12 protein-coding genes are annotated in these 14,845 nt (G+C 40.9%); 5 read left to right on the top strand and 7 right to left on the bottom strand.

What is annotated here, in order from left to right; translation table 11 throughout:
* Positions 1 to 212 precede the first annotated feature (212 nt).
* Positions 213 to 1,286, top strand: coding sequence for an AI-2E family transporter (locus tag AX660_RS09160; RefSeq protein WP_068375810.1), 1,074 nt, complete (start codon positions 213 to 215; stop codon positions 1,284 to 1,286).
* A gap of 67 nt (positions 1,287 to 1,353) precedes the next feature.
* Here AX660_RS09160 and bcp read toward each other — a convergent pair whose 3' ends face one another.
* Together bcp and AX660_RS09170 are read right to left on the bottom strand one after the other, a co-directional pair.
* A complete protein-coding gene (gene bcp, locus AX660_RS09165; RefSeq protein ID WP_068375812.1) occupies positions 1,354 to 1,821 on the bottom strand; it encodes a thioredoxin-dependent thiol peroxidase in 468 nt (155 codons plus the stop codon).
* Between the two features lie 39 nt (positions 1,822 to 1,860).
* Positions 1,861 to 2,397, bottom strand: a complete 537-nt coding sequence (locus AX660_RS09170; RefSeq protein WP_068375814.1) for a glycine cleavage system protein R — start codon at positions 2,395 to 2,397, stop codon at positions 1,861 to 1,863.
* Positions 2,398 to 2,699: 302 nt separating this feature from the next.
* Between AX660_RS09170 and dapA the strand changes: the two genes are divergently transcribed.
* From dapA to AX660_RS09185, 3 genes are all read left to right on the top strand, one after another.
* Positions 2,700 to 3,581, top strand: a complete 882-nt coding sequence (gene dapA / locus AX660_RS09175; protein ID WP_068375816.1) for a 4-hydroxy-tetrahydrodipicolinate synthase — start codon at positions 2,700 to 2,702, stop codon at positions 3,579 to 3,581.
* Positions 3,582 to 3,590: 9 nt separating this feature from the next.
* On the top strand, positions 3,591 to 4,694 hold the full coding sequence (gene bamC / locus AX660_RS09180) for an outer membrane protein assembly factor BamC (protein ID WP_068375817.1): 1,104 nt from the start codon (positions 3,591 to 3,593) through the stop codon (positions 4,692 to 4,694).
* A gap of 119 nt (positions 4,695 to 4,813) precedes the next feature.
* The gene (locus tag AX660_RS09185) at positions 4,814 to 5,917 is read left to right on the top strand and encodes a phosphoribosylaminoimidazolesuccinocarboxamide synthase (RefSeq protein ID WP_068375819.1); all 1,104 of its coding nucleotides are present in this window, start codon (positions 4,814 to 4,816) and stop codon (positions 5,915 to 5,917) included.
* 114 nt (positions 5,918 to 6,031) lie between these two features.
* Here AX660_RS09185 and yfaE read toward each other — a convergent pair whose 3' ends face one another.
* From yfaE to ubiG, 5 genes are all read right to left on the bottom strand, one after another.
* Positions 6,032 to 6,301: a class I ribonucleotide reductase maintenance protein YfaE gene (yfaE, locus tag AX660_RS09190; protein WP_068375821.1), complete on the bottom strand. Its 270-nt coding sequence runs from the start codon at positions 6,299 to 6,301 to the stop codon at positions 6,032 to 6,034.
* 5 nt (positions 6,302 to 6,306) lie between these two features.
* Positions 6,307 to 7,437 carry a class Ia ribonucleoside-diphosphate reductase subunit beta gene (gene nrdB / locus AX660_RS09195; protein ID WP_068375823.1) on the bottom strand — a complete coding sequence of 377 codons (1,131 nt, stop codon included), beginning with the start codon at positions 7,435 to 7,437 and terminating at the stop codon, positions 6,307 to 6,309.
* 63 nt (positions 7,438 to 7,500) lie between these two features.
* Positions 7,501 to 9,816 carry a class 1a ribonucleoside-diphosphate reductase subunit alpha gene (gene nrdA / locus AX660_RS09200; protein ID WP_068375825.1) on the bottom strand — a complete coding sequence of 772 codons (2,316 nt, stop codon included), beginning with the start codon at positions 9,814 to 9,816 and terminating at the stop codon, positions 7,501 to 7,503.
* A 464-nt stretch (positions 9,817 to 10,280) separates the two neighbouring features.
* On the bottom strand, positions 10,281 to 10,937 hold the full coding sequence (locus tag AX660_RS09205) for an HAD family hydrolase (protein ID WP_068375827.1): 657 nt from the start codon (positions 10,935 to 10,937) through the stop codon (positions 10,281 to 10,283).
* A gap of 3 nt (positions 10,938 to 10,940) precedes the next feature.
* Positions 10,941 to 11,654, bottom strand: a complete 714-nt coding sequence (ubiG, locus tag AX660_RS09210; RefSeq protein WP_068375829.1) for a bifunctional 2-polyprenyl-6-hydroxyphenol methylase/3-demethylubiquinol 3-O-methyltransferase UbiG — start codon at positions 11,652 to 11,654, stop codon at positions 10,941 to 10,943.
* A gap of 403 nt (positions 11,655 to 12,057) precedes the next feature.
* Between ubiG and gyrA the strand changes: the two genes are divergently transcribed.
* Positions 12,058 to 14,772, top strand: coding sequence for a DNA topoisomerase (ATP-hydrolyzing) subunit A (gyrA, locus tag AX660_RS09215; RefSeq protein ID WP_068375831.1), 2,715 nt, complete (start codon positions 12,058 to 12,060; stop codon positions 14,770 to 14,772).
* Positions 14,773 to 14,845 lie beyond the last annotated feature (73 nt).

Here is a 14,845-nt window from a genome sequence, read left to right on the forward strand (position 1 = left end):
AACAACTTTTTAATATAAAGCCCCACTATGAACCTAAGTTTCTACCATAAGTTCATTGTATTATCTTACCAAGTAAATTTTGTTTTTGTTGAGCTCAATTAAAAATTATCTAATCCCTTATCAATTGTATGCAAGCCACGTTATCATGATGTACTAGTTTGTATAATTAATATTCAGTTCCCCGTCTCACTATCGATTTGCAAGGAATTTCAATGTTTCGTCTTTTTGAACGCTGGTATAAGCGAAAATTTTCTGATCCTGATTCAGCCATGTTATTGATCATGTTGTTAGTATCTTCCTTACTTTTACTGATGTGGGGAGGGATTTTAATGCCGGCGATTGTGGCGGCTGTTATTGCTTATTTATTAGACTGGCCGGTGAGTAAATTGGCGGCAATGGGCTTGTCGCGGGGATTGGCTACCATCTTGGTGATGTGTGGTTTTGTGAGTGTGTGTATTTTGACCTTTATTGGTGTGGTACCAGTCATTACACAGCAAAGCATTAATCTTATTAAAGAAACGCCACAAATTTGGGCAGGTGGTCAGGACTGGTTGTTACATCTACCCGAACACTATCCAGAATTGGTGCAATTGACGCATATTCAAAATATGTTGGATGGCGTTAACGTAAAAATTGTGGCCTTTGCAGAAAAATTACTTTCGGCGTCTTTTAGTTCATTGGCGGGTATCGGCATGTTGTTGATTTACCTAATACTTGTTCCCTTGATGGTGTTTTTTATGCTCAAAGATAAAACCGAATTAGTGCAAAACTTTACGGGTTTATTACCCACCGAAAGACGCTTAATTAAGCAGGTTGGCACTGAAATGAATACCCAAATTGCCAACTATATCCGAGGCAAAGTGACCGAGATCATCATTGTAGGAGCGGTATCAGCCATTACTTTTGCTTTTATGGATTTACGTTATGCCTTGTTACTTGGGGTTTTAGTGGGGTTTTCGGTACTCATTCCTTATATCGGGGCTGCGGTGGTGACTATACCTGTGGCTATTGTTGCTTTGTTCCAGTGGGGCATTAGCCCGGAATTTTGGTATTTGATGGTGGCCTACGGCATTATTCAGGCGTTAGATGGCAATGTATTAGTGCCGATTTTATTCTCTGAAGCGGTGAGTTTACATCCGATTTATATCATCATCGCAGTCTTGTTTTTTGGTGGTTTATGGGGCTTTTGGGGCGTATTTTTTGCTATCCCATTAGCAACACTCGTTAAAGCAGTAAGTAGTGCGTGGTCTGGGCCAAAACCCGCTGATCCTGTAGCGCAGGTCTGAGCTTAAGATAATAAAACTAAGGACAGCCAAGGCTGTCCTTTTTTAATGGTTTATTAATCTAGGAAGCTTATTTCGAATTCAGATAATCTAATACCACTTCATGATGATTTTTGGTGGTAAATTTATCAAATACTTGTGCTACCTTGCCGTTTTCATCGAGTAAAAAACTGATGCGATGGATGCCATCAAATTCTCTGCCCATAAACTTTTTAGGCCCCCAGACGCCAAAAGTATCGGCTATACTGTGATCTTCGTCGGATAACAGCGAGAAATTAAGTTGCTGTTTTTCAATAAACTTAGGCAGTCTTTTTACTGCATCTGGACTGATACCAAATACCACTACATTGTGTTTGTCGAGCTCAGTTTTGCTATCACGCAGACCTTGGGCTTGAATTGTGCAGCCCGGTGTCATGGCTTTAGGGTAAAAATACAATAAAACTTTTTTGCCGCGTAATTGACTTAATGAAACCTGATGGTTGTTTTCATCGGCTAACGAAAATTCAGCAACTTGCTCGCCTACTTGTAACATCTGCATGACTATTCCTATTGCTTGTGGGTTGATGGCAATGACCACTTAATGATTAAGTTTAATGGAGCCTTGCAGATTAAGTTCTGCCATTAAGGTCTGAAAGGCTGCTTCAACGTCCTCTACTGATATAGTATGAGGAATAGAAACCACCATCTTACATTTCATATGTTCAGGTGCCGCATATACTTCATTGGGGTTTTTTAAGGTTTTTAAACGAAAAGCACTGACTGAAATGGTAAATTGAGTAAAAAAGCCGGTAATTTTTTTAATTACCCCTGTGGCATTTTCACCCTTGATGCTGACATCAGCGATATGTTCAAGATTTTGTTTATTATGCCTTTTAGTGCGTTTCATCAAACACAATAATTCAAGCTTTTGACAGGTTTGTGGAATAGCAAACTCTGCTTTAGCGATAGCAGCTTGACTGCCTTCGATAATCATCGTGAGGGAAAAATCCTGACCAAACACTGCTTGCCGGCTGTCAAGGATATTGCAGCCTACTTCACACACGGTTTCAGCGATCGCACTTAACATTCCAAATTTGTCGTTGCCCAAAATGGTGACTATTAATTGTTGGGTCATTGTTTCTTCGTTTAATTGAGCCAGTCTTGGCTATAACATACCTGAATTTAGCTATATTAATCCAGCTTCAAGTTGCTTTGGTTATATCTCCCTCAATCTTGAAACTGTGCCATTGTCGACTGCATTCATTCCCACACATTCGCTTAAATCACTGAGTAAACTAAGCACATGGGGGCTCACTCATTTGCCGCCGCCGTGCAATTCCAATGATTTTGGCTATAAGAGCCCGAAACCCGTATTCATTGCTTGTTTTTAGTGGCTTAGGTCATTACCATTAGGCGCGAATTTTTTCAGGAGAAGGCATGTTTACTGGTAGTTATGTAGCACTCGTTACCCCAATGGATAGTAGTGGTAATATCGATTATTCCGCGTTGCGTAGTTTGGTTGATTTTCATATTGAAAATGGCACTCATGGCATAGTGGCAGTGGGCACGACAGGTGAATCAGCAACCTTACCTTTTGATGAGCATATTGAAGTTGTCAAACGTGTTGTTGAGTTTTCTCAGGGTAAGATCCCGGTTATCGCTGGCAGTGGTGCCAACTCAACAGCAGAAGCCATATTTTTGAGCGAACAACTGGCAGATAGTGGCATCGACGGCTTTTTGAGCGTAGTACCATATTACAACAAACCACAACAAAGAGGTTTAGTTGCGCACTTTAATGCAGTGGCCGATGCCACTGATTTACCCGTGTTGTTATATAATGTACCCGGCAGAACGGTCACTGACATGCTGCCGGAAACGGTCGCTGAGTTAGCTGTTCATCCCAAAATTGTGGGATTAAAAGATGCAACTGGCGATATCTCACGCTTGAAAACCATGCAAAAATTGCTACCTAAGGATTTTGTGCTGTTAAGTGGTGATGATCAAAGTAGTTGTGAATTTTTATGTGCAGGTGGTCACGGTGTAATTTCGGTAACGGCGAACCTAGTGCCAAAACAGATGTCTCAGATTTGTGAGGCTGCATTGGCAGGTAATTTTGAGCTTGCTAAACAAATTGATAACAAAATAGCTTCACTACACACAGCATTATTTATTGAACCCAATCCGGTGTTGCCAAAATGGGCGCTTTATAGGATGGGGCTCATGAAGTCTGCATTTTTACGACTCCCTTTAGTCGAATCTGAACTAAAGAGTCAACAACATATTGAACAAGTCATGCGCAGTTCTGGCGTATTATTTTAAGGAGATAGCATGACATCTAAGCTTTTTGTCAGCAGTTTGGTATCTTTTACCTTGTTAACTGCCTGTAGCTCTGTAGAAGAGCGAGAAATTGCCAGTGGTAGTTTTGAGTATTTAAAAGAACAACCTGGTCAGCAAATTAGTATCCCCAGTGATATCGATACCCCTAATTTTAATGATACCTATAAATTACCAAGTTTGGGCGCGGAGGCACCACGCAATCATATGGGGCAAGAGCTGAGTGTACTTTCACCCGCTTTAGTATTGCCCTTGGTGACTGGTTCCCACGTGGAAGAAGGCTCTAAACAAGCTACTGTGTGGTTTGACAAAGTTGATGATAGTCAGCCCTTAGATACCACTATTTGGAATTCTTTGTTGGCGTTTTTGGAAGACCAAGGCATAGGTGTGCAATCTTTTGATCGCGAAAAACAACAACTCATTTCAGATTGGATGATGTTCACGGAAAAAGACGAACATTGGTATAGTTGGTCTGTGAGTGAGCGTAGTGTCGGTCAGCGTTTTGAATTTAATTTAGAGTTAAAACCCCACGGCCGCATAGCGTCACTCAGTGTTTCACTGGTTGAGTATAAAGAAAAACTCTCTCAGGTTGCGGATGAAATAACGCAAGCTAAAGATGTTAGGCGTCAGGAAGCGGATATTCTGAATCAGGTTATCAATCATTATGAACATGAAATACGTTTGGCTACGGCTCAGCGTATTCAAAAAATTCGTCAAGGCTTGGCGATGGAAGTGGGTGTGGATGCAGATGGTGAGCCTGCCTATGTAGTGGATGCTGAATATGATGTAGCTTGGCCAAGATTGTTATTGGTATTAAGAAAGCTGGGTTTTGATGTAAAAGATTATGATCAATCTAACGGCCTACTATTTGTTAAATACAATGGTGCTGAAGGTGGGTGGTGGAGTAATCTGTGGTCTAAAAATGAAAATGCATTGAATTTAGACACCGAAGAGTATCGTTTTAAATTAAGCGATGCTGGTGAAAAAACCTTAATTACCCTGTTAGATGAAGAAAACAAAGCCTTTACTGTTACCAAGTTGACGGATTTGTATCAGGTTTTTTCACGTAACATGGCCGCTGACGACCTCGATATCTAAGAATTCAGTTAGAATTATGCCATTCATTAATTAACTGATGAATGGTATTTTGTTTAATAGCTTGTCCATTTTCATTGCCCATTTATACCTTTTGATTTTTGTTAGGAACCCCTCTTGTTATGTCTCTGACCGATAAAATACTCGCAATTAACAATGATCTACCTATCCGTACAGAGCTTCCTGTACACAGTGGCAAAGTTCGTTCCGTATACTGGTTAACGGCGCAAGACAGTCAACGTTTGATAAAACAAAAAGGCTATCAGGTACCCTTAGATACCCCTTTAGCGATCATGGTGATCAGTGATCGTATTTCGGCCTTTGATTGTATTTGGCATGGGGAAGGGGGTTTAAATGGCGTGCCAGGTAAAGGCGCTGCCTTAAATGCTATTTCTAATCATTGGTTTGATTTGTTCAAACAACAAGGCTTGGCAGACAGCCATATTCTAGATATCCCTCATCCATTTGTGTGGATAGTGCAAAAAGCTAAACCCGTGTTAATAGAGGCGATTTGCCGTCAATATATTACCGGCTCTATGTGGCGCGCCTATGCAAAAGGTGAACGTAAATTTTGTGGTATTACTCTTCCTGAAGGTTTAGCTCGTGACGGAAAGTTAACTGAATTACTCTTTACCCCGTCGACTAAAGGGATTTTGCGCAATATTCCCGGTGTACCTGAAGCTGACGATGTGAACGTGACACGGCAGAATATTGCTGATCATTACCATGCCTTTAACTTCGATTCAGCCAAGGATATCAGTCTCTATGAAAAGTTACTGAGCGAAGGCTTTAATGTTATTAGCAATGAGTTGGCCAAACTTGGGCAAATTTTTGTGGATACTAAGTTTGAATTTGGTTACGTCAACGATTTACAGGGCAAGCCTAAACTGATCTACATGGATGAAGTAGGCACACCAGATTCTTCACGTATCTGGGATGCTGAACAATACAGCCAAGGCAAAATTGTCGAAAATTCTAAAGAAGGTTTTAGGCAGTTATTGTTAAATCACTTCCCCGATCCAGATATACTATTAAACAAAGATCGTATGCCAGAGCGTGAAGCTTTAGCCCGTGATAATGCCTTACCTGTTGAAGTATTAATGGATATATCTCGCACTTATATCGGTATTGCGGAAAAAATTACCGGCAAAACGATTGTACTGAGCGAAAATCCCAAAGCTGAAATTATTCAGATCTTGCGCGATGAGTATCAGTTAGTTGATTAGTACTTAATTTTTGATGGAATAATATTTTAGAAACTAGAAACTAGAAACTAGAAACTAGAAACTAGAAACTAGAAACTAGAAACTAGAAACTAGAAACTAGAAACTAGAAACTAGCTAAGCCAATTCTATTTCTATATCTGAAGTGGGATAACAGCAGCAGGGAAGGATTTCATCATCATCAATATAGGCGAGGGGAAAGGTTAAATATTCCACTTCGCCTTTGATTAACTTAGTACGACAGGCGCCGCAATACCCTTCACGACAATGAAAATGCACCGGTATCTCCTTGAGCTCGATGCTTTCGAGTAAGGTCTTTTGAGCTTTATGCTGAACAGTTTCATGATCTTTAATCGCAACCAACAAACTGTCCTTGTTGTTACTCATAGCAATTAAAGATCAAAGTCCCCGAAGTCTTCAGCGTTAACTTCTGAGTCTATTTGTCCGACTAAATAAGAGCTTATTTCCGATTCTTGTGGAGCAACCTGTACGTTGTCAGAATTAAGATAGTTATTCATCCAGGGGAGAGGATTACTTTTTATTGCAAAAGGCTGCCCTAAACCAATGGCCGACATGCGGTGATTAGCAATAAATTCAACGTATTGACAGAGGATTTCTTTGTTTAAACCAATCATCGAACCTTGTTTAAACAGGTAAGCGGCCCATTCTTTTTCTTGTCTGACCGCGTTTAAAAATATCTCAGTGGCTTCTTCTTTACATTCTTCAGCTATTTCAACCATTTCTGGGTCGTCTTTACCCTTAGCCCATAGGTTGAGTATGTGCTGGGTAGAGGTAAGATGTAGGTTTTCGTCACGAGCAATCAAACGAATAATCTTGGAATTACCTTCCATCAACTCACGCTCAGCAAAAGCAAAAGTACAAGCAAAGGAGACGTAAAAGCGAATGGCCTCTAGGGCGTTTACTGAGTTCATGCACAGATACAATTTTTTCTTTAATTCGCGCATGGTGATGTTGTAACTACAACCACTAATGGTATGTACTCCTTCACCTAAGGTTTGCCATAGTTGCGTGGCAAAAATCAAATCATCGTAGTATTTTGAAATATCAGCCGCGCGTTTTTTAATTTCTTCATTTTCAACGATGTCGTTGAAAATACTGCTGGGATCACCAAATAAATTACGCAATATATGGGTATAAGAGCGTGAGTGAATGGTTTCAAAAAACGACCAAGTTTCTACCCAAGTTTCTAGCTCGGGTAGTGATAATATGGGCAAGAAGGCGATGTTAGGGCTACGACCTTGAATTGAATCAAGCAAAGTTTGATATTTTAAGTTAGAAATAAAAATATGCTTTTCTGAATCACTTAATTTTTGAAAATCCACCCTGTCTTTGCTGACATCAACTTCTTCAGGACGCCAGAAAAAAGAGATTTGTTTTTCGATGAGTTTTTCGAAAATCTGATGTTTTTGTTGATCATAACGCGCCACATTAACGGGATTACCAAAAAACATCGGTTCGGTCAGAGGATTATTATTTTTTTGATTAAAAGTTGTATATTTCATTTGGGTATTCAGGCCATAACAGAGTAAATAGCAATGCCACCCAATAGGGTGGCTTATTTGAACTTATATTTTACAAGCGCCGCCGGCACAATCGTCGTCTTCTTCTACCACTACTTCTTGAGCAAGTGCTTTTTGGGTAGGTAAGGCTTGTTGCGATGCATCTGACGCGCCATCACGGGTGTTATGGTAATACAAGGTTTTGATACCTAGTTTATAGGTGGTAAGCAGGTCTTGAATGAGTAGCTTCATGGGCACCTTACCCCCCTCATATTTGTTAGGGTCGTAACTGGTATTAGCTGAGATAGTTTGATCGATAAACTTCTGCATAATACCGGTAAGCTGCAAGTAACCATCGTTTGAGGGTAAATCCCAAAGTAATTCGTATTTGTCTTTTAAACGCTCGTATTCGGGTACTACTTGTTTAAGTACACCATCTTTACTGGATTTTACACTGATATGACCACGAGGTGGTTCAATACCATTAGTTGCATTGGATATTTGCGATGAGGTTTCTGAAGGCATCAAGGCAGATAAGGTACTGTTACGTAAGCCATATTGCTTGATGTCAGCACGTAAGCTGTCCCAGTCGCAATGCAGAGGCTCGTTACAGATTTTATCGAGTTCTTTTTTGTAGGTATCAATGGGCATCAACCCCTGATAATAGGTGGTTTCATTAAATTTAGGACAAGCACCTTTTTCTTTTGCCAAGTTACACGAAGCGCGCATCAAGTGATATTGAATCGCTTCAAAAGTACGGTGTACTAAGCCATTAGCGCTGCCATCGGAATATTTAACGCCATTTTTAGCTAAATAATAAGCAAAGTTGATCACACCTATACCCAGTGTACGACGACCCATAGTGGCGTTAAACGCCGCAGGTACGGGGTAATCTTGATAATCGAGCAAACTATCTAAAGCGCGTACCGATAAGTCAGCCATTTCGGCAAAATCATCCAAGCTTTCAATTGCACCTAAGTTAAAGGCTGAAAGGGTACATAGGGCAATTTCACCATTTTCATCATTAACGTGTTGCAATGGTTTAGTGGGTAAGGCGATTTCTAAACACAGATTACTTTGACGTACTGGTGCTAATTTGGGATTAAAGGGGCTGTGAGTATTACAGTGATCCACGTTTTGCAGATAGATACGGCCAGTACTGGCGCGCTCTTGCATAAACAAACTAAATAGCTCAATGGCTTTGATCTGCTTTTTACGAATACTGCTGTCTTGTTCGTATTGTACATAAAGCTTTTCAAATTCATCCTGATCGGCAAAAAATGCATCATACAACCCCGGTACATCTGAAGGGCTGAACAGGGTGATGTGTGAATCTTTAATTAAGCGGGTATACATTAACTTGTTGAACTGCACGCCGTAATCAAGATGACGTACGCGGTTTTCTTCGACTCCGCGGTTGTTTTTAAGCACTAACAGTGATTCAACTTCAAGATGCCATAAAGGATAAAACAAGGTTGCGGCGCCGCCACGGACACCACCTTGTGAACAGCTTTTTACTGCTGTTTGGAAATGTTTGTAAAACGGTATACAACCCGTATGGAAAGCTTCACCACCACGAATAGGGCTACCTAGGGCACGAATACGACCGGCGTTAACTCCGATTCCGGCACGTTGGCTGACGTATTTAACTATTGCACTGGCGGTAGCGTTAATCGAATCTAAACTGTCACCGGCTTCAATTAATACACAAGAGCTGAATTGACGAGTAGGGGTTCTGACCCCAGCCATAATTGGCGTAGGTAAGGATATTTTGAATTTAGAGGTGGCATCGTAAAAGCGCTTAACGTAATCCATACGCGTGGCTTTTTCGTAGTTAGCAAACAAACATGCGGCTACTAAAATATATAAAAACTGGGCACTTTCGTATATTTCGCCAGTGACACGGTTCTGCACTAAGTATTTACCTTCAAGCTGCTTAACCGCGGCATAACTGAAATTCATATCGCGCCAATGATCAATGTAATCGTTCATTTCATTAAATTCAGCTTCGCTATAGTCTTCGAGTAAATGTTTATCATATTTACCCTTAGCCACCATCATATTCACCTGTTCAAACAGGCTAGGGGGCTCAAAACGGCCGTAGGCTTTTTTACGTAAATGGAAAATGGCTAAACGCGCAGCCATATATTGATAATCAGGGCTGTCGGTAGAGATTAAATCTGCTGCAGAACGGATCAACGTTTCATGAATATCAGCGGTTTTTATGCCGTCATAGAACTGAATATGTGCCTTAATTTCAACTTGTGAAACCGACACGTTATGCAGATCTTTGGCTGCCCACTCTACTACTTGGTGGATTTTGTCTAAATCGATAATTTCGCGTTCGCCGTTTCGTTTAGTGACGTAGAGATTATTATTCATGTTGATGCCGTTCTTTTTATAATTAGCGTGAAAAATGGATAGTGGTTTAGCGCACCCCTTAGCCCATCAATAGATTGTCACTCATTACTCGTTTATGGCAGACATATAAGGCAGACAAAGCTACCGTCTTTTGTTGGTGGAGTAGTTGAGAGCAGAACACAAGATAGTGAGGTTTTTATCGCAATGCAACCCAATATATAGTGTTGAGGTGCTCATACTTGGTGCATTTGGAAATAGGTTAGTAGTGACTCACCTAAAAAAGCGTTTCTTAGTGCAGTTAAGGCAAATGCAAGTAAAAAATTAAACTAAAATTTAGTATAAAATATTTTAGTCACAAAAACTGAAGTTTTATGTTTTATCGATATATAGTGTTAGTTGACATATAAAAACACTATATATCGTATTTTCATAATACTCAGATAGCAAAAAAAGATGTTTAGCTTTTGGCCAAATTGCTGTTTGGATCAGCAATAAACTAATAAGTCGCTCGCCTGTGAAATATGTAAATCAGCTTGCCAATCGCTAAGTTGGTCGAGGTGCTCAATATAACCATATTGAGCAATTACACTGGTGATATTAGCCGCTTGTGCTGCTTGAATATCCCTTAATGCATCACCCACATAGCAGAGTTGATTGACCTCTAGGTTGAGTTTTTGTGCAGCATACAACAGTGGTAGGGGGTGAGGTTTACGCTCTGCCAAGGTATCACCACTGACAACCACATGGCATTGGGCTAATAAGGGAAAATAAGTTAGTAATTGCGTGGTTAAATCGCCGGGTTTATTGGTGACTATGCCCCAAGGGATTGATTTGTAATTCAGCTCAGTTAATAACTTTTCAACGCCGTCAAAATAGCAAGTATCGACACAGATGTGAGTGGCATAATAATCTAAAAACTTCTGATGTAGGTTTTGAAAGTCGAGTGTTTTTAATTCATCACCAAAACCTAATTCAAGCATACCCTTTGCACCATCAGAGGCGATTTTGCGATAATCGGCGTAGGCTATTAAAGGTCGTTGCATTTGTGCCAATAAACTATTTAAAGCACTGCCTAAATCTCGCGCCGTATCGAGCAAAGTACCATCCAGATCAAATAACACACCTGCAAAAGAACCTGACACTAATTAAACACTGTTCTGAGAATGAATAATGTAATTCACATCGACATTCTGGGTGGATAAATAATATTGCTGACTCAAGATATCCATGTGTAAACCGGTCATATGTTTTACGACGAGTGGGGTTTTGTCTAACCAGGCCATCAATTCAGAAGGTTTAATAAATTTGTTGTGCTGATGGGTACCCTTAGGCACTAAGCCTAGTATGTATTCCGCGCCTACTATGGCCATCAAATAAGATTTGATATTTCGATTTAAGGTCGAAAAAAATACGTGCCCCCCCGGTTTTACCAAGGCAAAACACGCTTGTACTACGGATTCGGGGTCGGGTACATGTTCGAGCATTTCCATACAAGTCACCACATCAAAATGGGCCTGATGAGTAGCGGCAAATTCTTCAGCAGTGGATTGCTGATAGTCAACTTCTACGCTGGATTCCAAACCATGTAAACGTGCTATTTCAAGTGGTGCTTCGCCCATATCAATACCGGTTACCTTCGCACCATGTTTGGCCATGCTTTCGGCTAAGATGCCGCCACCACAACCTACGTCAATCACCTTTTTGCCAGAGAGCCCCGCCGTATGTTGCATAATAAAATCAGTACGCAGAGGATTAATTTGATGTAAAGGTTTGAATTCTCCTTCAAGATCCCACCAACGACTGGCAAGCTCGGAAAATTTTTGAATTTCTATTGGATCGACGTTTTGTGAATGTGCCATCTATTTATCCTATTTCTAATTGTCGCCATTATAGCCAGCTAGTTAAAAGGGTATCTACTGTAAAAACAATTATCGACCAAGATTTTGCGGCTGACGGTGCACAATAGATATCCCTTAACCTTAGAATTGCATTGTGGCTGCAAATGAATGAGACCCCATGAGCTTAAGTCATCAGGTGATTAAGGCGAATGAGTGCAGCCAACAAATGAACAGTTTCCAGAATGAAGGGTATTGGCGATATCTGACTGTTTATTTTTGTTAGGCAATGGTAGAATCGAGCGGATGTTTAACGAGGTACTTTAGCTTGCATGTTTATATCTTTTCAAAATCCTAGCTTAGTAGATATAACGCGAAATTTTTTACATACATACTCCAATAATAATGACTAGGGACAAGGCTGTATATGACTGATCACGCCCAAGAAATTCTTCCCATTAATATCGAAGAAGAACTTAAGAACTCTTATCTCGATTACGCGATGAGCGTTATTGTAGGCAGGGCGCTGCCTGACGTGAGAGATGGTTTAAAACCGGTGCATCGCCGCGTTTTATTTGCCATGAATGAACTTAAAAATGATTTTAATAAACCTTATAAAAAATCGGCTCGTGTAGTCGGTGACGTAATAGGTAAATACCATCCTCATGGTGACTCAGCCGTATACGACACCATTGTACGTATGGCTCAGCCCTTTTCCTTACGTTATATGTTGGTTGATGGTCAGGGTAACTTTGGTTCGGTAGATGGCGACTCGGCTGCGGCCATGCGTTATACCGAAATTCGGATGGCTAAAATAGCTCACGAATTATTAGCCGACTTAGATAAAGAAACTGTCAACTTTGTACCTAACTACGATGGTACAGAATTCATCCCTGATGTATTACCCACTAAAGTACCAAACTTACTGATCAATGGTTCATCAGGTATTGCGGTAGGTATGGCGACGAACATTCCGCCTCATAACCTTACTGAAGTGGTTAACGGTTGTATTGCCCTAGTGGATAAGCCAGAGCTCACCATTGAAGAGCTGATGACCTATATTCCAGGTCCTGATTTCCCAACTGCCGCTATTATTAGTGGGCGTAAGGGGATCGAAGACGCTTATCGCACTGGTCGTGGCAAGATCTATATGCGCGCTCGCGCTGAAATCGAAACCGAAGCCAACGGCAAAGAAACCATCATCGTGCATGAAATTCCTTATCAGGTGAACAAAGCTCGCTTGATTGAAAAAATTGCTGAACTGGTTAAAGAGAAAAAGATCGAAGGTATTTCAGCCCTGCGTGACGAGTCTGATAAAGACGGTATGCGTATCGTGGTCGAAGTACGACGTAACGAATCTGCCGAAGTTTTATTAAACCATTTATATACTCAAACTCAGATGCAAACCGTGTTTGGTATTAACATGGTGGCACTGGATAAGACCCAGCCGAAGATATTCAATTTATTGGATATTTTGAAAGCCTTTATCCTGCATCGTCGCGAAGTAGTGACCCGTCGTACTGTATATGAATTGAAAAAGGCGCGTGAGCGTGCGCATTTGTTGGAAGGTTTGGCTATTGCTTTAGTCAATATCGACCCGATTATTGCCTTGATTAAAGCCTCTAAAAGCCCAGCTGAAGCCAAAGTTGCCTTAACCGCACAAGGTTGGGCTTTAGGTGATGTGGCTGAAATGTTGGAACGTGCTGGTAACAATGCCGCACGTCCTGACTGGTTAGAGCCGCAATATGGCATTCGTGATAATCAATATTATCTAACCGAACAACAAGCCCAAGCCATATTAGATTTACGTCTTAACAAACTAACTGGTTTAGAACACGATAAAATCTTATCTGAATATCAAGACTTGTTAGTCATTATTGCCGAGTTGTTGCACATCCTTGGTAGCCCAGAGCGTTTAATGGAAGTTATCCGTGAAGAGCTAGAAAAAATACGTGATGAATACGGTGACGCACGTCGTACCGAAATCACCTCTGCTTCACACGATATCGACATCGAAGACTTAATTGAGCAGGAAGAGGTTGTAGTGACCTTATCTCATGAAGGTTATGTGAAATATCAAAAACTCACTGATTATGAATCTCAGCGTCGTGGTGGTCGTGGTAAATCAGCGACTAAGATGAAAGACGAAGACTTTATTGAGAAATTGTTAGTTGCTAATACTCATGACCATATCTTGTGCTTCTCTACCCGTGGCCGTTTGTATTGGTTGAAGGTGTATCAGTTACCACTGGCGAGCCGAAATGCCCGCGGTCGTCCCATTGTCAATATTCTTCCTTTAGAAGAAAACGAGCGTATTACTGCAATTTTGCCAATCAAAGAGTTTGAAGAAGGCAAATATGTATTGATGGCTACTGCCAACGGTACCGTTAAGAAAACGCCACTTACTCAATATTCACGTCCACGTTCAAACGGCATTATTGCAGTTAACTTGAATGATGGGGATGAGTTAATTGGTGTTGATATTACCAATGGTAGTAACGACATCATGTTGTTCTCTGACGCCGGTAAAGTGGTCAGATTTAATGAAAAACAACGTGATTCTGAAACTGGCGAAGTGAAACTTGATCCAGAAACTGGCGAAGAAATGTTGGCTTTACGCCCTATGGGTAGAACAGCTACCGGTGTTCGTGGTATCAGAATGCAAGACGGACAAAAAGTGGTGTCGTTGATTGTACCTCAAGGTGAAGGTGCAATTTTGACTGCTACTGAAAACGGCTTTGGTAAACGTACTCCAGTGCAAGATTACCCCGCGAAGAGTCGAGCGACTCAGGGCGTAGTGTCGATTAAAGTATCTGATCGTAACGGTAAAGTCGTTGGTGCTGTGCAAGTCAACGAAAGTGACGAAATCATGTTGATCAGTGATAAAGGTACACTAGTAAGAACTCGCGTGAGCGAAGTTTCTACTGTGGGACGTAATACCCAAGGTGTGCGCTTAATTCGTACCATCGAAGGTGAGCACGTCGTTGCTTTGCAACGCATCGATGAAATTGAAGAAGCCGAATATGTACTTGATGAAGACGCAGAATTAGCTGATTCTTCTGTAGAGCACATTGCAGCTGACGTAGATACTGAAGAAGATGTCAACGATGATGGCAAAGAGGATGATAGTGACGCTGAATAAGTCAGCGTTATTTCTTCTATGAAAAGACGTTAAAAAAACTATCAAAACGAATATTAAACTTTAATATTCGCCA

Source organism: Paraglaciecola hydrolytica (assembly GCF_001565895.1).
In the GTDB taxonomy this organism is placed as follows: domain Bacteria; phylum Pseudomonadota; class Gammaproteobacteria; order Enterobacterales; family Alteromonadaceae; genus Paraglaciecola; species Paraglaciecola hydrolytica.